The organism is Sphingopyxis bauzanensis, from assembly GCF_002205675.1.
In the GTDB taxonomy this organism is placed as follows: domain Bacteria; phylum Pseudomonadota; class Alphaproteobacteria; order Sphingomonadales; family Sphingomonadaceae; genus Sphingopyxis; species Sphingopyxis bauzanensis.
Genome location: NZ_NISK01000002.1, coordinates 543,038 through 561,798 on the forward strand (window position 1 = coordinate 543,038; position 18,761 = coordinate 561,798).

At 64.5% G+C, this 18,761-nt stretch carries 17 protein-coding genes; 10 read left to right on the plus strand and 7 right to left on the minus strand.

From position 1 onward, the window contains the following. Positions 1-516 precede the first annotated feature (516 nt). Positions 517-1,530 (minus strand): ribosomal eL19 family protein, encoded by a 1,014-nt coding sequence (locus CDQ92_RS21650; protein ID WP_229667304.1) that lies wholly within the window; start codon positions 1,528-1,530, stop codon positions 517-519. Positions 1,531-1,848: 318 nt separating this feature from the next. On the opposite strand from CDQ92_RS21650, the gene serS reads away from it, so the two are divergent. From serS to CDQ92_RS09235, 4 genes are all read left to right on the plus strand, one after another. Continuing rightward, complete coding sequence (serS, locus tag CDQ92_RS09220; protein WP_088441079.1) at positions 1,849-3,129, plus strand: serine--tRNA ligase; 1,281 nt, start codon at positions 1,849-1,851, stop codon at positions 3,127-3,129. A 119-nt stretch (positions 3,130-3,248) separates the two neighbouring features. Next, positions 3,249-4,013 (plus strand): 5'/3'-nucleotidase SurE, encoded by a 765-nt coding sequence (gene surE, locus CDQ92_RS09225; RefSeq protein ID WP_088441080.1) that lies wholly within the window; start codon positions 3,249-3,251, stop codon positions 4,011-4,013. A 181-nt stretch (positions 4,014-4,194) separates the two neighbouring features. Further along, positions 4,195-5,235: a LysM peptidoglycan-binding domain-containing M23 family metallopeptidase gene (locus CDQ92_RS09230; RefSeq protein ID WP_088441081.1), complete on the plus strand. Its 1,041-nt coding sequence runs from the start codon at positions 4,195-4,197 to the stop codon at positions 5,233-5,235. After that, on the plus strand, positions 5,232-6,299 hold the full coding sequence (locus CDQ92_RS09235) for a potassium channel family protein (protein ID WP_088441082.1): 1,068 nt from the start codon (positions 5,232-5,234) through the stop codon (positions 6,297-6,299). Before CDQ92_RS09230 ends, CDQ92_RS09235 begins: the two co-directional genes overlap by 4 nt. On the opposite strand, the gene CDQ92_RS09240 is transcribed toward CDQ92_RS09235, so the two are convergent. Beyond that, positions 6,296-6,625, minus strand: coding sequence for a DUF423 domain-containing protein (locus CDQ92_RS09240; protein WP_088441083.1), 330 nt, complete (start codon positions 6,623-6,625; stop codon positions 6,296-6,298). The genes CDQ92_RS09235 and CDQ92_RS09240 overlap by 4 nt on opposite strands. Positions 6,626-6,694: 69 nt before the next feature. Here CDQ92_RS09240 and CDQ92_RS09245 point away from each other — a divergent pair, with 69 nt between their 5' ends. The 3 genes from CDQ92_RS09245 (at position 6,695) to CDQ92_RS09255 (ending at position 10,395) form a co-directional block, all read left to right on the plus strand. Then, complete coding sequence (locus tag CDQ92_RS09245; protein ID WP_088441084.1) at positions 6,695-7,402, plus strand: esterase/lipase family protein; 708 nt, start codon at positions 6,695-6,697, stop codon at positions 7,400-7,402. A gap of 74 nt (positions 7,403-7,476) precedes the next feature. Then, the gene (gene rimO / locus CDQ92_RS09250) at positions 7,477-8,847 is read left to right on the plus strand and encodes a 30S ribosomal protein S12 methylthiotransferase RimO (RefSeq protein WP_088441085.1); all 1,371 of its coding nucleotides are present in this window, start codon (positions 7,477-7,479) and stop codon (positions 8,845-8,847) included. 69 nt (positions 8,848-8,916) lie between these two features. Beyond that, complete coding sequence (locus tag CDQ92_RS09255) at positions 8,917-10,395, plus strand: DUF4403 family protein (protein ID WP_088441086.1); 1,479 nt, start codon at positions 8,917-8,919, stop codon at positions 10,393-10,395. Here CDQ92_RS09255 and CDQ92_RS09260 read toward each other — a convergent pair whose 3' ends face one another. Together CDQ92_RS09260 and CDQ92_RS09265 are read right to left on the minus strand one after the other, a co-directional pair. Further along, positions 10,396-11,409 carry an inorganic phosphate transporter gene (locus CDQ92_RS09260; protein WP_088441087.1) on the minus strand — a complete coding sequence of 338 codons (1,014 nt, stop codon included), beginning with the start codon at positions 11,407-11,409 and terminating at the stop codon, positions 10,396-10,398. It abuts the gene before it with no gap. Positions 11,410-11,424: 15 nt separating this feature from the next. Further along, entirely contained in the window at positions 11,425-12,576 is a 1,152-nt protein-coding gene (locus CDQ92_RS09265; RefSeq protein WP_144035734.1) for a DUF47 family protein, read from the minus strand. A gap of 163 nt (positions 12,577-12,739) precedes the next feature. On the opposite strand from CDQ92_RS09265, the gene CDQ92_RS09270 reads away from it, so the two are divergent. Next, a complete protein-coding gene (locus CDQ92_RS09270) occupies positions 12,740-14,278 on the plus strand; it encodes a flavin-containing monooxygenase (RefSeq protein WP_229667329.1) in 1,539 nt (512 codons plus the stop codon). On the opposite strand, the gene CDQ92_RS09275 is transcribed toward CDQ92_RS09270, so the two are convergent. Genes CDQ92_RS09275 through CDQ92_RS09285 form a run of 3 tightly spaced genes read right to left on the minus strand, consistent with a single transcriptional unit; the run spans position 14,279 to position 16,271 of the window. Beyond that, on the minus strand, positions 14,279-14,461 hold the full coding sequence (locus CDQ92_RS09275; RefSeq protein ID WP_088441088.1) for a DUF3008 family protein: 183 nt from the start codon (positions 14,459-14,461) through the stop codon (positions 14,279-14,281). Between the two features lie 23 nt (positions 14,462-14,484). Continuing rightward, complete coding sequence (locus CDQ92_RS09280; protein WP_088441499.1) at positions 14,485-15,420, minus strand: SDR family oxidoreductase; 936 nt, start codon at positions 15,418-15,420, stop codon at positions 14,485-14,487. Between the two features lie 17 nt (positions 15,421-15,437). After that, positions 15,438-16,271 (minus strand): DUF4163 domain-containing protein, encoded by an 834-nt coding sequence (locus tag CDQ92_RS09285; RefSeq protein ID WP_088441089.1) that lies wholly within the window; start codon positions 16,269-16,271, stop codon positions 15,438-15,440. Between the two features lie 54 nt (positions 16,272-16,325). Between CDQ92_RS09285 and CDQ92_RS09290 the strand changes: the two genes are divergently transcribed. Together CDQ92_RS09290 and CDQ92_RS09295 are read left to right on the plus strand one after the other, a co-directional pair. Beyond that, positions 16,326-17,729, plus strand: a complete 1,404-nt coding sequence (locus CDQ92_RS09290) for a leucyl aminopeptidase family protein (RefSeq protein WP_088441090.1) — start codon at positions 16,326-16,328, stop codon at positions 17,727-17,729. Positions 17,730-17,814: 85 nt separating this feature from the next. After that, entirely contained in the window at positions 17,815-18,759 is a 945-nt protein-coding gene (locus CDQ92_RS09295) for a C40 family peptidase (RefSeq protein ID WP_229667308.1), read from the plus strand. Positions 18,760-18,761: the final 2 nt, after the last annotated feature.

An 18,761-nucleotide genomic window follows, 5' to 3' on the forward strand; every position in this document is an offset into this window, starting at 1 on the left:
GAACCCGATTTAGGGCCGAAGATTAACCAATCGTACGGAATCATTGCAGTCTCCGTACTATTTTGGGACAATAACCGCCATTGGGGTTGATTCCGGCGACCTTTTCCCGCTGCCGGACAGGTAAACGCGGTTAACGCAATTGCCGCGTTCGCAAAGCTTTGACCTTTTGGGGTGTAGCGAAGGTGAAACAGGTGCCGGTGGATGGCGCTTTGCACCTGCAACGGGAAAGAAAGAGAAACCTATGTCTGTCCGAATGGCCCTCGCCAAGCTTTGCGCCTGCACCTGCGGCGGCGCGCTCATCGGGACCGGCGCGATGCAGGTTGCGGATGTTCCGTCGGCGCGCGCCCAGACAGCCAAATGCTCGCCCTGCGTCGGCAAAAAGGTTGTTCGCAAACGTCACGCCGCGCGCAAGCCGGTCAAGCGCGTGCGCCGCGTCGTCACAACCAAGCGCATCATCCGCACTGCGACCCCGCAGACGCAGGTGGTGACCCAGACGATCCCGCTGCCCCCGATCCCCTACGCTCCCTTTCCGCAGCGCGGCGGTTTTGAAGGCGGCGGCAGCGGCGGCGGTGTCACCGTGATCGGTGGCGGCTTTGGCGGCGGTTTCGGCGGCGGCTTTTTCGGAGGTTTCTTTGGCGGCAGCAGCGGCGGCGGTAGCAGCGGCAGCATTGTCGTCACCTCGACGACGACCGGCGGCCTCAGCACCACCTCCAGCAGCACGTCGGGCGGTGTTTCGACTTCGACTGGGGGCGTCAGCACCTCGACTTCGACGGGCGGTGTTTCGACCTCGACCGGCGGCGTCAGCACCTCGACTTCGACGGGCGGTATTTCGACCTCGACCGGCGGCGTCAGCACCTCCACCTCTACCGGCGGGATCAGTTCGACGACGTCCACCGGCGGTGTCTCCACTTCGACAGGCGGCGTTTCGACTTCGACCGGGGGCGTCAGCACCTCGACCGGCGGCGTTTCGACCTCGTCGGGTAATGTGTCGACCTCATCGGGCAACGTCAGCACCTCGTCGGGCAACGTCTCGACGTCATCGGGCAACGTGAGCACGTCGTCATCGAGCAGCAGTTCGTCGTCTTCCTCCTCCTCGTCCAGTTCGTCGTCGTCGGGCGGCAGCTCGTCGAAGGGCGGCTCGTCGCATGGCAGCTCGGGCTGGGGAAGCTCGTCGTACGGCAGTTCGGGCGGCTCGAATGGTTCGAGCGGCAGTTCGGGCGGCTCGAGCAGCTCGTCGTCCAGCTCGTCGTCGTCGTCGAGCAGCAGCACGTCGAGCGGTGCAACCTCGTCGGGCGCGACTGGCGGCAGCAGCAGCTGGGGCTCGACCGGCAGCACCAGCACGGGCAGCACCGGCTCCTCATCGTCGAGCAGCAGTTCGTCGTCCTCTTCTTCTTCGTCCAGCTCGGGCGGCACCAGCAGCGGATCGTCGGGTACGCCGACTCCCGTTCCGGCGCCGCCGATGATGCTGTTGTTCGGCGCCGCCGCCGTCGCGCTGGTCGCCCGCCGCCGCGCAGCGAACCGCAACGACAAAGACGCCGACGCGGCGTAAATGATCCACTGGAGGTCGGGGGGCTAACCCGGACCACCACACTGAAGGGCTGCCTTTCGGGGCGGCCCTTTTTTATGGGCGCAATCGGGCTCGAGCAGCGCGGCGGAACAACAATCCTCCCCGTCGCGCAGCGATGGGGAGGCGGCAGCGCGTAGCGCTGACGGAGGGGCATTTGCACTACCGTCGCGGCCCCTCCACCCCTTGCTTGGCAAGCGGCCCCCCTCCCCATGGCTACGCGACAGGAAGGAGCACCCAAGGACAGGCTTGCACCCCCCGCCCGGCAACGCCATAGCGCGCCCATGCACGATATCCGCCTGATCCGGGATGACCCGCAAGCCTTCGACTCCGGCCTCGCACGCCGCGGCCTCGAACCCCTGTCCGCCGCCATCCTGGCCGCCGATGCGTCGGTGCGCGCGTTGCAGACCGAAATTCAGGCCTCGCTCGCGCGCCGCAACGAAGCGTCGAAGCTGATCGGCCAGGCAATGGCGCAGGGCGACAAGGACAAGGCCGAAGCGCTGAAGGCCGAGGTCGCGACGCTCAAGACGTCGCTACCCGAAAAAGAAAATGCCGAGCGCGAACAACTCGCGGCGCTGCAAGACACTCTCGCCGCGCTCCCGAACCTCCCCGCCGCCGACGTTCCCGAGGGAATGGACGAAGACGGCAACGTCGAAATCGCACGCTGGGGCACTGCGCGCAGCTTCGACTTCGCGCCGCAGGAACACGCCGACTTCGCCCCCGCGCTCGGGCTCGATTTCGAAACCGCGGCGAAGATGTCGGGCGCGCGCTTTGCGTTCCTGAAGGGCCAGATGGCGCGGCTAGAACGCGCGCTCGGCCAGTTCATGATCGACCGGCAGACAATCGACGCAGGCTATACCGAATGCGCTACCCCGCTAATGGTCCGCGACGAAGCTGCGTACGGTACCACCCAGCTGCCCAAATTCCGCGAGGATCTGTTCCAGACCACCGACGGCCGCTGGCTGATCTCGACCTCCGAAATGAGTCTGACCAACGCGGTGCGCGAAGAAATCCTGCCCGACGCCGATCTGCCGATTCGCATGACCGCGCTCACCCCCTGCTTCCGCTCCGAAGCCGGGTCAGCGGGGCGCGACACGCGCGGCTACATCCGCCAGCACCAGTTCTGGAAGGTCGAGCTCGTCTCGATCACTCGCCCCGAAGACAGCGATGCCGAGCTCGAACGCAAAACCCGCGCCGCCGAAACGATCCTCGAAGCGCTGGAACTGCCCTATCGCAAGATGCTGCTTTGCGCCGGTGACATGGGTTTTGCCGCGCGCAAGACCTATGACCTTGAAGTCTGGCTGCCCGGCCAGAACGCCTATCGCGAGATTTCGAGCTGTTCGAACTGCGGCGATTTCCAGGCGCGGCGCATGAACACGCGCTTCCGCCGCGAGGGCGGGAAGACCAACGAATTCGTCCACACGCTGAACGGGTCGGGACTCGCGGTCGGTCGGACGCTGGTCGCGGTGCTCGAAAATTACCAGCAGGCGGATGGCAGTGTCATCATTCCAGATGCGCTGCTCCCCTATATGGGCGGGATCACGAAACTGACACCCGCCGCCTAATACTCGTCACCCCGGACATGATCCGGGGTCCACGACGCCATCGCCGAATGGATACCTGCTCAAGCCTGTCCTGAGCAGGTCGAAGGGTCCGGCAAGACGAAGAGAGAAAGATCGAAACGTTGCGCATCCTCCTCACCAACGACGACGGCTACCACGCCCCCGGCCTCGCCGTGCTCGAAACGATCGCGCGCCAGCTCAGCGACGATATCTGGGTCTGCGCGCCCGCCGAGGAGCAGTCGGGCGCCGGTCACTCGCTCACCCTGTCGCGTCCCGTCCGCATCCGCCAGCATGACGAACGGCGCTTCTCGTGCAGCGGGACGCCCACTGATTCGGTGATGATGGCGATCGGTAAGCTCATGCCCGACAAGCCCGACCTGATCCTGTCGGGCGTCAACCGCGGCGCCAACCTTGGCGACGACATCACCTATTCGGGCACCGTATCGGCGGCGATCGAAGGCGCGCTCGCAGGCATTCCTTCGATCGCGCTCAGCCAAGTATATGCCAAGGAAGGCATGGGTGACACCGTCCCCTTCGCCCCCGCCGAAACCTGGGGTGTACAAGTGCTGCGTCCGCTGCTCGCCATGGCCATGCCGCCGCGCACGCTGATAAACATCAACTTCCCCGCGATCCCAGCCGCCGAGGTGCAGGGCATCCGCGTCACCCGCCAGGGTTTCCACGATTATGGCCGCGGCTCGATCGTCGAAGGCACCGACCCGCGCGGCTATCGCTATTACTGGTTCGGCCTGCACGGCATCGAACACAGCCTCGCGCACGACAGCGACCTCGAGGCGATCGACGATAATTTCATCTCGGTCACTCCGCTCCATCTCGACCTGACGCACGACGCGTCGCTGGCGGCGTTGCGGAGTGCTTACGCGGTCTAAGTCGTCCCCCCCCGCGAAGACGGGGGCCGCTGTCGGTTTAAGCAGCGACGAAGGCATATGGCCTCTCGCGGCTCCCGCCTTCGCGGGGGCGACGGCTTTGGGTCTAGCCACCGCTCGCTTCCTTTGGCAATTGCGGCGCGTGGGGGAAATCAGACATCATGTCGGGGTGTTGCTGGGCGCTATGCTGCTTGCCGGTTGTATCCCCGCGGCCCCTGCCCCGCCGGCACGGCCCGTCGCGCCGACAACCGCTCCGCCCTCCTCCCAGGGCAGCTTCGACTTTGATCGCCGACCGGTGAGCAACGTCGTCGGCGGCGACGCGCGGCCGACCTGGACGCTCAAACCCGTGGTCAGCAATGCGGTGCGCGTGACCGCAGAAGCCTACACCGTCCGCCCCGGCGACACGCTACGCGCGATCGGCGAAATGAGCGGCGCGGGGTCCGAAGCGCTTGCACTCGAAAACGACCTCACCCCGCCCTTCACCCTGCACCCCGGCCAACAACTTCGTATCCCCGCCGGCCTGTACCACCGCGTCGGCGCGGGTGAGACCGGGATCAGCATCGCGCGCGCCTATGGCGCCGAATGGGGTGAGATCATCACGATCAACGCGCTCGCCGACCCCTATATATTGCGCGTCGGCCAGCGGCTGCGCCTGCCGTCCGATGCGCGCGCCGCGCCTCCCGGCCCCGTCAACGTCAGCGCCCGCGCCGCGGCCTTTACCCTCGCCATCGACGACATCGTCACCGGCAGCCAGCCCGCGCTCGCCGAAAGCAGCCGTCCGACCGCGGGCAGCGCCGCGCCGCGTCAGCCGGTGACCACCGCCATTGCTGCACCAGCCGCCTTCACCGGTCGCTTTGCCTGGCCGCTAAACGGCCCGATCCTCGCGCGCTTCGGCCCGCTCGCACCGGGCAAGATCAGCGACGGCATCAACATCGCCGCCGCCGCGGGCACCCCGATCCGCGCCACCGCCGATGGTGTGGTCGCCTATGCCGGCGACCAGATCGGCGTCTATGGCGGCTTGGTCCTGATCAACCATGGCGGCGGCTGGGTCAGCGCCTATGGCCATGCAGCGAAAATAGACGTGCAGCGCGGTCAGGCGGTGCGGACAGGCGACGTCATCGGCCGCGCCGGAGCGACTGGCCAGGTCCAGACGTCGCAACTCCATTTCCAGCTGCGCAAAAATCGCATACCCATTGATCCGATGAACCAATTGCCGCCCCGATGAGCGACCACAAACCGTCCAAGCTGAAACCGCAGCACCGCTTTCAGCCGCTGCGCCGCGCCAGCAAATGGCCGGTGTGGGCCGATGTTGGCGCACGGCTTTCGCTTGCCTTCTTTCTGATCGGTATCGTCGTGCTCGTTCACTGGATCGATCGCGAAGGATTGGTCGACCATTACGATGGCCATGTCAGCTTTCTCGATGTCGTCTATTTCACAATGATCTCGGTGACGACGACGGGGTTCGGCGATATCGCGCCGATCTCGAATCGATCGCGCTTGATCGAGGCGGTAATCGTCACCCCGATCCGCATCGCGGTGTTGTTTATCTTCGTCGGCACCGCCTATAATTTCGTCCTCAAACGCACATGGGAAAAATGGCGCATGGCCCGCATCCAGGCACAGCTCACCGACCATATCGTCGTCCTTGGCTTTGGCGTCAGCGGCAGCGAAGCCGTCAAGGAACTGATCGCGCGCGGCACCGATCCGGCGTGCATCGTCGTCCTCGACCAGTCGGCGTCGCGGATCGAAGAGGCCGAGGCGATGGGCTGTAACGTGCTGCAGGGCGACGCATCGAACGACGACACGCTGATCGACGTCCATATCGGACGAGCGCAGGCGGTGCTGGTGTCGGCGGGCCGCGACGACAGCTCGATCCTCATGGTCCTGACCGTTCGCCACCTCTCACCCAAAGTGCCGATCAGCGTCGTCATTCGTGCGCAGGACAATGAAGTCCTCGCGCGGCAGGCAGGCGCGAACAATGTCATCAATCCGGTCAGCTTCACCGGGCTTTTGCTTGCCGGATCGGCGCAGGGCGCGCATGTCGCCGACTATATGGCTGACCTTGCCAGCATCGGCGGGCGCGTCCAACTGCGCGAACGGCCTGTCGCCGCCGCCGAAATCGGGCGCAGCATCGACCAACTCGCCAACGAAGGCCGCGGCCTGCGCATCTATCGCGGAGGCAAACCCTACGGCTTTTGGGAACCCGAAGCGCAAAATCTTGAACCCGGCGACCTGGTCGTCGAGGTCATCCGCTGCGAAGAGTGCGAAGCAGGCGTCGACGGCGACTAACCCCGCCAGTATATCCAGCCCGCCCACAGCCAGCCAATGATCAGCAACCCACCGCCGATCGGTGTCACCGCACCCAACCAGCGCGGCGCGCCGAGCGCCATCGCATAGAGCGTCCCTGCAAAAATCGCCGCTCCAACCAGCAACATGATCGCCGGACCACGCGCAACGCCGATGATCGCCAGCGCGGCGACCGCGTGGATCAGCTGATACATCCCTCCGGTGCGCAGCCATTCGGCCTCCTGCTGCCCCGTCGCGCCATGCGCGCCGAACGCCCCCGCCGCGACCGCAACCGCCGCCGAAACTGCCGCAAATATGCCTATGCTCATCCGTTACCCTATCCGCTTGCAATGCCGCACCAATCGGTCAAGCTGTAAACCGATGACAGGGAGAAGGCGATGCCCCGCGACATACCGCTGCCCACCGGATTGAAACCGCCGAGCCGCCGCGCGCAGCTCGGCGAACTCACGCTGCCGTTTGACATGCTGCGCTATGGCCTGTCGGGCTATCATCTCATCGGCGCCCCGCGTGGCGACGGCCGGCCCGTCGCCCTGCTCCCCGGTTATGGCGCGTCCGAGCTCTCGATGCGCCCTTTGGAGGCGTATCTGCGTCACCTCGGCTATCATGTCCGCGACTGGGGCATGGGCCGCAATCAGGGCCGCGTCGCCGCCGACGTCGAACGCTTCGCGGCGCAGGCGGCCGAATGGGTCAAGGCCGACGGCGCCCCGCTCTCCCTGATCGGCTGGAGCCTCGGCGGCGTCATTGCCCGCGAAACCGCGCGCGCTTATCCCGAACTGGTCCGCGAAGTCATCACCATGGGCACCCCGGTCATCGGCGGCCCCAAATATACCGCGCTCGCGCAGCGCTTCGCCGGGCGGGATTTCGACGCAATCGAGCGCGAGATCCACGCGCGCAACCTGAAAGGGCTGACGCAGCCGCTGACCGTCATCTACTCTGACCGCGACGGTATCGTCGGGCCGGATATCGCCGTCGACACTTACAACGATCAGGCGCGGAATATCAAAGTCGACAGCACGCATCTGGGTTTGGGGATCAACCCGAAGGTTTGGCGGATTGTCGCCGATACGCTGGCGGGGGCGCGCTAAAACCCTTTCCCTTCAGAAGAGGGGCTTGGGACAGGTGACAAACCCCAAAAAATCCCCTATGCGCGCCCGCAATCATGACAGTCAAATCCCTCCCCTCCCAGCCGAAGGTCGGCATGGTTTCGCTCGGCTGCCCCAAGGCACTCGTCGACAGCGAACGGATTCTGACCAAGCTACGCGCCGACGGTTATGGCCTGTCGCCCGATTATGCGGGCGCTGACGTCGTGCTCGTCAACACCTGCGGCTTCCTCGACTCGGCGAAGGAAGAAAGCCTCGAGGCGATCGGCGAAGCGATGGCCGAGAATGGCCGCGTCATCGTCACCGGCTGCATGGGCAATGAAGCCGAGGTCATCCGCGCGCGCTTTCCGAATGTGCTCGCGGTCACCGGCGCACACCAGTACGAACAGGTCGTCGACGCCGTCCACGAAGCCGCGCCGCCGACCCAAGGCCCATTCGTCGATCTGGTTCCCGAAGGCGGCTTGAAACTAACGCCGCGCCACTACAGCTATCTGAAGATCAGCGAAGGATGCAACCATAGCTGCTCCTTCTGCATCATTCCCGATCTGCGCGGCAAACTCGTCAGCCGCCGCATCGACGCAGTGCTTCGCGAGGCCGAAAAGCTCGTCGCGGCGGGAACCAAAGAGCTACTGGTGATCAGCCAGGACACCTCGGCCTACGGCGTCGATACCCGCCACGACCCGCGCCAGTGGAAGGGCCGCGAAGTCCGCGCCCATTTGACCGACCTCGCGCGCGAACTCGGCCAGCTTCAGACCAGCGAAGGCCGCGCTCCATGGGTGCGTCTCCACTATGTCTATCCCTACCCCCACGTCGACGCGGTGATCCCTCTGATGGCCGAGGGACTGCTGACCCCCTATCTCGACATCCCCTTCCAGCACGCCAGCCCGAGCGTCCTCAAGCGCATGAAGCGCCCCGCGAACGAAGCGAAGGTGCTCGAACGGCTCAAGAACTGGCGCGCGATCGCCCCCGACATCGCAATCCGCTCCAGCTTCGTCGTCGGCTTTCCTGGCGAGACCGAGGCGGATTTCCAATATCTCCTCGACTGGCTCGACGAAGCCCAGCTCGACCGCGTCGGCGCCTTCCGCTTCGAACCCGTAGCGGGCGCGCAGGCGAATGCGCTCGACGATCAGGTTCTCGAAGAGGTCAAGGAAGAACGCTACCAGCGGATCATGGAAAAAACCGCCGCGATCAGCGCCGCGAAGCTCGAAGCCAAAATCGGCCGCACGCTGCCGGTGATCATCGACGAAGTCGGCGAAGCCGACGAAGACGGCAGCATCGGTGCCACCGGGCGGTCACAGGCCGACGCGCCTGAGATCGACGGCCATGTCTATCTCCGCGACGTCGCTGCGACGTTGAAAGCCGGCGATATCGTCGATGTCGCGATCGAGGATGCTGACGAGCATGATCTGTTCGGAGTTGTCGCCGGCTGAACCGTGGATTTGTTGGAACGAGCTTTACCAATGGGTGTTACCGCAGGAACATCTAGCGGGGGCTGAAATATGCGGGCGATCAATTCATTAGCCGTAACGATCGCAGCGGCGGTCGCGCTCGCCGCCTGCGACCGCAAGGTCGCCGTCGACCCCCCGCCTCGCGCCACCGACAAAGCGCCCTCCCCCACGCAAACCTCGCTGATTGCGGTGCCAATCAACGCCGATACCACCGCGCTCAAACGGGCGCTCGAACGCGCGGTGCCAAAAACGCTGTGGACGATCAACCGGCGCGAGCGCGCGTGCGTCAAGCCGCAGCAGCTCAAGGTCTTTGGCAAGGAGGTCGAGGTCACGCCGCCCATCGCCTGCACGATCGTCGGGCGGGTGACGCGCGGACCGCTGCGGCTGCGAGGCGTGGGTGACGAGATTATCGTCGATGTGCCGCTGAGCGCCACGATCGCGGCGCGCGACGTCGGCGGGGTGCTCAAGGGCGAGACCGCGACCGGTGCCGCGATGGCGCATGCCCGGGTCCAAATCGACATCACCCCCGACTGGCGCACCCGCGGCACGGCGCGGATCAGCTATGGCTGGACCAAAGCGCCGGGGATCAATTTCCTCGGCAAGCGCATCACCTTTACCGACGAGGCCGACGCCAAGCTGAAGCCTGTCGTCCGCGACGTCGAGCGCGAAGTGAACCGCGAAATCGCGCGGATCGACATCCGCCAGCAGGCGTCGGAGGTGTGGCGGCAGAGCTTCACCGCGCTCGAGCTCAATCGCGACAAGCCGCCGGTGTGGATGCGCATCACGCCACAGCGCATCCTCTATGGCGGATACCGCATGGAGGGGCAGCAGATGCGGCTGAACCTCGGGCTTGAGGCGATTACCGAAACCTTTGTTTCGGGTCGCCCGACCGACCCAACGCCGACTCCGTTGCCGAACATGGTTCGCGAGGCGCCGACGCCGCATCTCGACGTGCGGGTTCCGGTGCTCGCCGATTATTCGCAACTTCAGCCCGTGGTCGATCGTGCGTTGCTCAAACGGTCGGCGCGGCCATTTGTCTTGCCTAAAGTCGGACCGATGACGGTCAAATTCGGCAAATCGACGATCTATGGCGCGCCCGACGGGCGCATCGCCTTGGGTGTCGATGTCGCCATGCGTCTGGCGGACCGCAGCGGCCAGCCGACCCAAGGACGCATCTGGATGACGGCGGTTCCCAACAACAAACCCGGCTCGGCCGAGGTGCATTTCACCGACCTGTTGATCAACGGCGACACCGACGGGGTTGGGGGCGACCTGCTGATCACGCTCGGCCAGAGCCCGGGGTTTGCCCCGCTGATCGCCGATGCCCTGACGCAGAACTTCGCGCGCGATCTGCGTGAACTACAGGGCAAGATCAAGCGCGCGGTCGATCAGCGGCGCGAGGGGGCCTTCGTCATACGTACCCGGGTCGACGGCTTCGAGATTGGTCAGATCAAGGCCTATGGCAACGGTCTGTACCTGCCGGTCCGGATGGTCGGTGGGGCGAGCGTCGATTACCGCCCCGCAAAATGATCAGAACAGCCGCGTGATCCCATAGAAGGCCGCCGCGACGATCGCGCTCGCCGGAATGGTGATAAACCACGCCGCAACCACATTGCTGGCGACGCCCCAGCGCACAGCGCTGGCGCGGCGCGCGACGCCGGCGCCGATGATGCTGCCGGTGATTGTGTGCGTCGTCGACACCGGAATGCCGAGCAGGCTGGCAGTAAACACCATGATCGACCCGCCGGTCGACGCGGCAAAGCCCTGATGGTGCGACAGCTTGGTGATCCGTCCGCCCATCGTCTCGATGATCTTCCACCCGCCCGACAATGTGCCGAGCGCGATGGCGACGTAGCAGCTGAACGCCACCCAATGTGGAACGTGAAACTCACCCTGCAAATAGCCGGTCGAATAGAGCAGAACGGCGATGATTCCCATCGTCTTTTGCGCATCGTTGAGCCCATGACTGACCGAATAAGCTGCAGACGACAGCAGATGGAGACGGCGAAACGTCTTCTCGGCGATTTTGGCGGTGGCGCGGTGTAACGCCCAGCTGCTGACCAGCATCACCAGCATCGCCAGCAACATGCCGAGCATCGGCGACAGGAAGATTGCGATGACGGTCTTGTTGAGGCCCGTCCATTCGATCCCCTCAAAACCCGCATGGGCCACGCCCGCCCCGACGATCCCGCCCACCAGCGCGTGGCTCGACGACGACGGGATGCCTTTCAGCCAAGTGACGATGTTCCAGAACATCGCGCCCACCAGCGCCCCGAACACGACGGCGGGGGTCACCAGATCCTTGTCGACGATCCCTTTGCCGATCGTCTCCGCAACCTTATGAAGTTCGGGAAAGATAATCGACAGGAAATAGGCGGCGAAGTTGAAGAAGGCGGCAAAGACCACCGCCTGCACCGGGCGCAGCAACCGCGTCGCCACGACGGTCGCGATGCTGTTCGCGGCGTCGTGCAGTCCGTTCAGGAAATCGAACGCCAGTGCCAGAATGACCAGGCCGACGAGGAGCGGGAAAGCGAGTTCGTGCATGGTTTGCGCCCCCGCTTATGCGTGGTCGATGACCAGGCCGTCGATCTCGTTCGCGACATCCTCGAAACTGTCGGTGACGCGTTCAAGGTGACGATAGAGTTCACGCCCGATCAGGAAGCGGGCGCTGTTCGATTGCCCATGTTCCTTGAAGAGGCGCTTGAGGCCCGCGGCGTGGATTTCGTCGGCATGGCCTTCCATCCGCACCAGCCGCTCGGTCAGCTCATGCAGGCGCATCGCATTCGCAGAAATATTGCGAAGCAGCGGCAGCGCCTCCGCGGTCAGCCGGGCAGCGTCGACGATGATGCCACCGATGTCGCGCATTTCGGGTTCGAATTCGGTAACGTCGTACAGATCGACGGCGCCCGCGGTCTTTTGCATCTCGTCGATCGCATCGTCCATCGACGCGATCAGGTCGGTGATCGCGCTGCGGTCGAACGGGGTCAGGAAGGTGCGGCGCACTGTCTGCAAAACTTCGCGGGTGATCGCGTCGGCGTCATGTTCGCGCTCGATGATTTCCTGGACATGGTCGGCCATGCCCTCGCCGCCCTGCAGCATCCGCGACAAGGCATTCGCGCCTGCAACGAGCGTCGCGGCGTGGCTTTCGAACAATTCAAAGAAATTTCCCTGTCGCGGCAGCAATCGCTGAAACCATGCGAACATTCGGCTTACCCCTGCTTTTTCTGCTACATTCTGAACGGCGCTGCGCGGCGCGGCGACAGCGCGAAAACCGCCGTCGCCAAATGAGCGGATCAGCGCCTGCAGGTCGGGCTCCTCAACCGCCAGGGCGGCATCGCGGAACGAGAACCATCTGCGCTCGCGTTCGTCCATTTCCTTCCACTCGGCGAGCTCATTGGTCACCGCCAGCGGAAATACTTCGACATTGTACATGATGGCCGCGCCGTTCGCGCGGCGCTTGCGATATTCATAGCTGCCGATCGGGGTCGGGCACACTGCCCCGGTGACGCCCGCCTCTTCCTCGGCTTCGACAGCCGCGGCGGCGTGGCGGGTCATCCCCGACAGCGGATTGCCTTTCGGAACCACCCAGCGCTTCGTCTCGCGCGAGGTGATCAGCAGGATTTCGGTCGGACCGTCGTGCGCCGGTCCGCCGAATCGATAAGGGAGGACAGCGATCTGACGCACAAACTCGACCTTTTTCTGGATTTTCATGGCCGCGACGGACCGAGGTGACAAAAGCGTTACGCCTCTATGACAATATTATGACAGCGACAAGCAGGCTTCGTCGCCGCGCTCCTTTCCGTAAACGTCAATTCGATTGCAAAATGCAACGTGGTGCGTAAGCTGGCGTCAAACATAGTCGGGAGACAGGATGATGGCAGGCACCGCGACGATGGAACGCGCCGCAGACACGAAGGCTGCACCGGTCGATCAGGACGTGCTGATCGTCGGCGCCGGGATCTCGGGCATCGGCATGGCGGTCCATCTTCAGCAATTCAGCCCCGACCGCAGCTTCGCGCTGGTCGAGCGTCGTTCCAATCTGGGCGGCACATGGGATCTGTTCCGCTACCCGGGCATCCGATCGGATAGCGACATGCACACGCTGGGGTTCGTGTTTGAACCGTGGAAGCATGAAAAGACGATCGCCGACGGCCCCGCGATCCTCGAATATCTCAACCGCATCGTCGACGAGCGTCATATCCGCGAGCGCATTCGCTTCGATCGCAAGGTCGTCGGCGCCGATTGGGACAGCGCCGCGGCGCGCTGGACAGTCACGCTGGAGGACAATGCCGGCGGGACATCGACGACCACCGCGCGCTGGCTTTATCTCGGGGCGGGTTATTACGACTATGACGAGCCGTTCGACGCCAGTTTCACCGGCCGCGAGGACTTCAAAGGCCAGATCATCCATCCGCAATTCTGGCCCGAAAGCCTCGACTATACGAACAAGAAGGTCGTCGTGATCGGATCAGGCGCGACCGCGGTGACGATCGTCCCGTCGATGGCCGACAAGGCCGCGCATGTGACGATGCTTCAGCGCACTCCGACCTGGTATTTCATTCGCCCGGCGAAGGACGCTTTTGCGAATTTCCTGCGCAAAGTCCTGCCCGAGAAGCTCGCGTATAAAATCACCCGCTTCAAAAATGTGAAGCTGCAGGACATCGGCTTTCGCCGCGCGCGTGAAAAGCCCGAGAAGGTCAAGGATTTCCTGTCCGGCAAGATCAAGGCGGCGCTCGGCGACCGCTACGACGAAAGGGCTTTTACCCCGCCTTATAATCCATGGGACCAGCGGCTGTGCCTGGTTCCCGACGCCGATTTCTTCAACGCGATGAAGGCCGACAAGGCGTCGGTGGTCACCGATCATATCGAACGCTTTGACGCCTCCGGCATACAACTGAAGTCGGGCCAACATCTCGACGCCGACATCATCGTCACCGCGACCGGGCTCAAGCTCGCCGTCGCAGGCAAGATTCCGGTGCGCGTCGACGGCGCGCTCGTCGATTGGAGCGAGCATTTCTATTACAAGGCGTGCATGTTCTCGAACATCCCGAATTTCTCGGCGGTGTTCGGGTATCTCAACGCCAGCTGGACGCTGCGCGCCGACATCGTCGCCGAATATGTTTGCCGCGTGCTCAACCATATGCAGGCGACCGGCACGACGGTAGCGACCCCGGCGCTGGCCGACCCCGCGACGCTGACCGAGGAAAATATCTTCGATTTCTCGTCGGGCTATATCCAGCGTTCGCTGCACATCATGCCGAAAAATGCCGACAAGCTGCCCTGGCGGCTCAACCAGAATTACATCCAGGATCGGATCGACATGAAGACCGGCGCGATCGACGACGGGGTGCTGGCGTTCGCAAATGCGCGGGCGGTGGCTTCGGCGCCTGCCGAACTGGAAGCTGCTGAATAGTCAGTCGACGTGCTCAGGCTTGCCCTTGGTCGAGCCTGACGCAAACTCTCCAAGCTGCTTTTCGGTCATGCTTTCAGCCATCTCCTTCGATGCGCCCTTGAGGTTCGATTTCGGCGTTTCGCCGCGTTTGGCGCTGAGCGCGGCTCCGGCGGCTCGCTGTTGGGCTTTGGACTTCGCAGGCATGTTTCCTCTCCTTTGCCGCCCCGCTAGCCATTAACGATTGTCCCGCCATTGGGATGCAACACCTGGCCCGACATATAGCTGCTGTCGGCGCAGGCGAGGAACAGGAAGCAGGGCGCGACCTCGTTCGGTTCGCCGGGTCGCTTCATCGGGGTGCTCTCGCCAAAAGTTGCGACCTTGTCCGCGGGTGCGCCACCGCGCGGATTGAGCGGGGTCCAGATCGGCCCCGGCGCGACCGCGTTCACCCGGATGCCTTTCTCGACCAGATTTTCACTGAGCGAGCGCGTGAACGCCGTGATCGCACCCTTGGTGGCGCTGTAATCGAGCAGCCCGCCCGACCCCTGATACATGGTAACGCTGGTGCAATTGACAATTGCCGCGCCTTTCTTGAGGTGCGGCAGCGCCGCCTGTACCAGATAGAACATACCGAAGATGTTGGTAGCGAATGTCTGTTCCAACTGATCAGGACTGATGTCGCGAATGTCTTCGGCGGGGTGTTGCTCACCGGCGTTGTTGACGAGGATGTCGAGACGGCCGAGTTTCGCAACCGTTTGCGCGACGATCTTTGCGCCCGACTTGGCCTTGCCAACGTCGGCCTTGATCGCGATGGCGCGGCGCCCCTCTGCCTCGACGATCGCCGCGGTCTCGACCGCGTCCGCGCGGTTGTCGAGATAGACGATTGCGACGTCAGCTCCTTCGCGGGCGAAGAGCGCACAGACAGCGCGACCGATTCCGCTGTCGCCGCCGGTGACGATCGCCACTTTGCCGTCGAGCCGTCCCGAACCCGGGTAGCGCGGCTGCCATTTGGGGGCGCGGTCGAGGTCGGCTTCGCTATCGGATGGCGGTTTGGCGATCGTCTTGCCGCCGCCAACGTCACGCCGCAGCTTGGCCGCGGCGTTCTGCTTGCCCTTCTGATCTTTCGGGTTTTCACCGATCTTGCCGGCTTTGGGCTGTTTCGCCATGTCCTTGTCCTTCGATCTCAATTGATGGGGAGGAAGTCGCGTTTGAATTCGTCCTTCACCGCACCGACCAGGGTGCCGGTCACCGGGACGTTGATCTTGTAGCTGCCCTCGGCAAAGGGACCGATTTCATAGGGCGCAATGGCGATTGTCATGCGATCGAGATAGCGCCCATCGGACGAGCCCAGCCACACGGTCTGCGCCGACGCGGGCGGGCAATTGCCGAACGGGCTGTCCGGAGCTTCTTCGGCAACAATGCCCTTGGCCGTCTTGGCGCGCTCGATGCCCGCGCAGAAGGCGTTGCGGATCGCCGCGTCGAACGCCTCGCCGCTGGTGAACAGGTCGAGCGGCTGCCGCTGCTTCGCCCGGTTGCGGTCCCACAATAGTGTAGCAAAGCTAGTCATGCCGTGCGCGCCGCCAGTATAGGTCTGGATTTCCGCCGACAGGCTGAGGAAACGCGGTGTGTTCGACACGCGCTGCCACGTCTGAAGATGGCTGTGCGGGCGATAGGGGAAGCCCGCCTTTTCCGCCGCCGCCTTGTCGCGCCGTGCCACGGCAATCAGCGCATCGCGCCTAGTCGCGCGATCGTTGTCCAGCCACGCCGCAAGGTCCGGGATCATCGCCGCCTCACGCGGATAAGCATAAGCGAATTCGACAAGGTCGCTGCTTTCCTTGACGTTCGAGGCCGCGGCATTTTTGGCTTCCGCATCAGCGGCGGCGCTATCCGGGGCACCCGGTACCAACGCGGCCGCCGCCCTCTCGGCGGGCGTCGGCGGCTCGTCGGCACAACTGGAAAGGAGCACAGCGCCGGCCAGGAGCAGCAGGGTGGTGGCGTTCCGTGTTGCAGTCGTCATGCCAGCATAACGCGGGGAATCGACAAAATATCCATGGCGGCCTAGCACGGACGCATGACCGACTATTCCGATCTGATCCAGCCCGACAAGGGGCAGGACGCCCGCCCGATCCATCTTGTCGACAAAACGGGCTATGACGAATGGCTGAAGCGTCGCAGCGCCCGCGAGCGCGCGCACCTCGCCGCGGTGGGGTTCAAACCCGACGCCTATGTCCATGCGATCCTGCCCGGCGACGACCCCGATAAATGGGCAGTCGTCACGACGGTAGCAAAGACCGACAGCCTGTCGGCGTGGTGCCTCGCCAAGCTGGGCCAGATTCTGCCCGCCGGGCGTTATCGGCTCGAAGGTCAGCAACCGGGCAAGGCGCTGTTCGGCTGGATGAGCGCGCAATATCGGTTCGACACCTACCGATCAAAGGTCGAGACCAAGGGCGCGCGGGTGCTGCTGACCACCGATGTCGGCGCAATTGCGCCGATGGTGGCGGAGATGCGCGCGACCGCAATGGTCCGCGACATGGTCAACACCCCCGCCGCCGATATGGGGCCAGCGGCGATTGAAAAGGCCGCCGAACGCATTGCCAAAGCGCATGGCGGCAAGCTGACCGTCACCAAGGGCGAAGCGCTGGAACAGGGCTATCCGATGATCCACGCGGTCGGGCGCGCCGCGGCGAAGCACCACGCCCCGCGCCTGATCGAAATCGAATGGGGCAAAGACGGCGACCCGCGCGTCGCGCTGGTCGGTAAGGGGATCAGCTTCGACAGCGGTGGGCTCGATATCAAGCCGGCGTCGGGCATGCGGTTGATGAAAAAGGATATGGGCGGCGCCGCGCATGTGCTGGCGCTTACCGAACTGGTGATGGCGAGCGGGCTGCCGGTACGGCTGCACTGCCTGGTCGCGGCGGCCGAAAATGCGATCTCCGGGGATGCGTTTCGCCCCGGCGATGTGCTGAAAAGCCGCCTTGGCCTGACCGTCGAGATCGGCAACACCGACGCCGAGGGGCGACTGGTGCTGGGCGATGCACTGGCGAAGGCCGGCGAGGCCAAGCCCGAACTGATCGTCGATTTCGCGACGCTCACCGGCGCCGCGCGCGTCGCACTTGGCCCCGACCTGCCGCCGCTGTTCGCCAACGACGATGCGCTGGCCGAGGCAATGCTGAGCGCAGGAACCGAACGCGACGACCCGCTATGGCGGATGCCGCTGTGGGATGGCTATGCCGATCTGCTCGAAACCGATATCGCCGACCTGGGCAATGCGGGCAGCTCGGCCTTTGCCGGCACGATCACCGCGGCGCTGTTCCTCCAACGCTTCGTGCCCGAAGGCGTCCAATGGGCGCATCTCGACACCTTTGCCTGGCGCCCCTCGGCAAAGCCCGGTCGCCCCAAAGGTGGCGCGGCGCTGGGGTTGCGCGCCGCATGGGCGATGCTGCAGTCGCGCTACGACCGGCGCGGCAAGGCCTGAACATTCTTGATAAAGCGGGTCCGGCTGGTCTAATGGCGCGCGATTGTCCGCCGGGGGCGCGGAACTGCTATTTACGGGACGACAGGTGACAGCTCAAAGCGGCGACATTTCAGCGGCAAACCGCGTGCGCATGGGACGCCCCGGCGCCGTCGGCGCGGGCCGCGATCGCTTTGGCCTGACTGGCACATCGCAGGCCTATGACCCGCGCATCGTCGCCATCCGCCCCGACCTGGCCGACATCGCGGTCGCGGGGCAGCATTTCGCCCCGCACTATGCCGCACCGATGATGCGAAGCGGGGTGTTGCCTGCTGCGGTGCTGCGCGGATCGCCATCGCTCGACGCCGATCAGACCAGCGAGCTACTGTTTGGCGAAGGCTTTGCCCTGCTCGACCTGACCGGCGGCTGGGCGTGGGGATATTGCCTCGCCGACCATTATGTCGGCTATCTGTCCGCCGATGCGTTGGCCGCGCCGATTGCGCCGACGCACCGCGTCGAAATGATCGAAGCCATCCTCCACAACGCCCCCGATGCAGCAAGCGGCGGCCCCGCCGTTCTGCCGCGCGGCGCGCTGGTGATGGGCGAGGTCGAGGGCGAGTGGCTCGCGACGGCGCACGGCTATCTGCCGCTGGCGGCGCTGGTCGAGGTTGGCGCCGAAGATGCCGACCCCGCCGGACGCGCCGAGGAACTGATCGGCACTCCCTATCTTTGGGGCGGCCGCACGGCGAAGGGCATCGACTGTTCGGGGCTGGTCCAGCTGAGCTGGGCCGCCGCCGGGGTGCAGTTGCCGCGCGACAGCGATTTGCAGCTGGCAGCACTGCGCGCGGACAAGGACGTGGATCCCTCGGCGCTCGTGCGCGGCGATCTGGTGTTCTTTCCCGGCCATGTCGGCATCATGGCGGACGAGCAGAATATCATCCACGCCAGCCGACGATGGATGGCAGTGAAGACAGAACCGCTGGCCGACGTCATCGCGCGTTCGGCCGCCAAGGACCATAATCCGCCGGTGAGCGGGTATAAACGACTGCGATAAAT

Excerpts from the sequence above, each read along its gene's own strand:
- CDQ92_RS09255 (WP_088441086.1), top strand. The coding sequence starts at position 8,917 with ATGCGGGCGATCAATTCATTAGCCGTAACGATCGCAGCGGCGGTCGCG.
- CDQ92_RS09230 (WP_088441081.1), top strand. The coding sequence starts at position 4,195 with ATGCTGCTTGCCGGTTGTATCCCCGCGGCCCCTGCCCCGCCGGCACGG.
- serS (WP_088441079.1), top strand. The coding sequence starts at position 1,849 with ATGCACGATATCCGCCTGATCCGGGATGACCCGCAAGCCTTCGACTCC.
- CDQ92_RS09235 (WP_088441082.1), top strand. The coding sequence starts at position 5,232 with ATGAGCGACCACAAACCGTCCAAGCTGAAACCGCAGCACCGCTTTCAG.
- CDQ92_RS09290 (WP_088441090.1), top strand. The coding sequence starts at position 16,326 with ATGACCGACTATTCCGATCTGATCCAGCCCGACAAGGGGCAGGACGCC.
- CDQ92_RS09240 (WP_088441083.1), bottom strand. The coding sequence starts at position 6,625 with ATGAGCATAGGCATATTTGCGGCAGTTTCGGCGGCGGTTGCGGTCGCG.
- CDQ92_RS09270 (WP_229667329.1), top strand. The coding sequence starts at position 12,740 with ATGGCAGGCACCGCGACGATGGAACGCGCCGCAGACACGAAGGCTGCA.
- CDQ92_RS09280 (WP_088441499.1), bottom strand. The coding sequence starts at position 15,420 with ATGGCGAAACAGCCCAAAGCCGGCAAGATCGGTGAAAACCCGAAAGAT.
- rimO (WP_088441085.1), top strand. The coding sequence starts at position 7,477 with ATGACAGTCAAATCCCTCCCCTCCCAGCCGAAGGTCGGCATGGTTTCG.
- CDQ92_RS09245 (WP_088441084.1), top strand. The coding sequence starts at position 6,695 with ATGCCCCGCGACATACCGCTGCCCACCGGATTGAAACCGCCGAGCCGC.
- CDQ92_RS09275 (WP_088441088.1), bottom strand. The coding sequence starts at position 14,461 with ATGCCTGCGAAGTCCAAAGCCCAACAGCGAGCCGCCGGAGCCGCGCTC.
- CDQ92_RS09260 (WP_088441087.1), bottom strand. The coding sequence starts at position 11,409 with ATGCACGAACTCGCTTTCCCGCTCCTCGTCGGCCTGGTCATTCTGGCA.
- CDQ92_RS09265 (WP_144035734.1), bottom strand. The coding sequence starts at position 12,576 with ATGAAAATCCAGAAAAAGGTCGAGTTTGTGCGTCAGATCGCTGTCCTC.
- CDQ92_RS09285 (WP_088441089.1), bottom strand. The coding sequence starts at position 16,271 with ATGACGACTGCAACACGGAACGCCACCACCCTGCTGCTCCTGGCCGGC.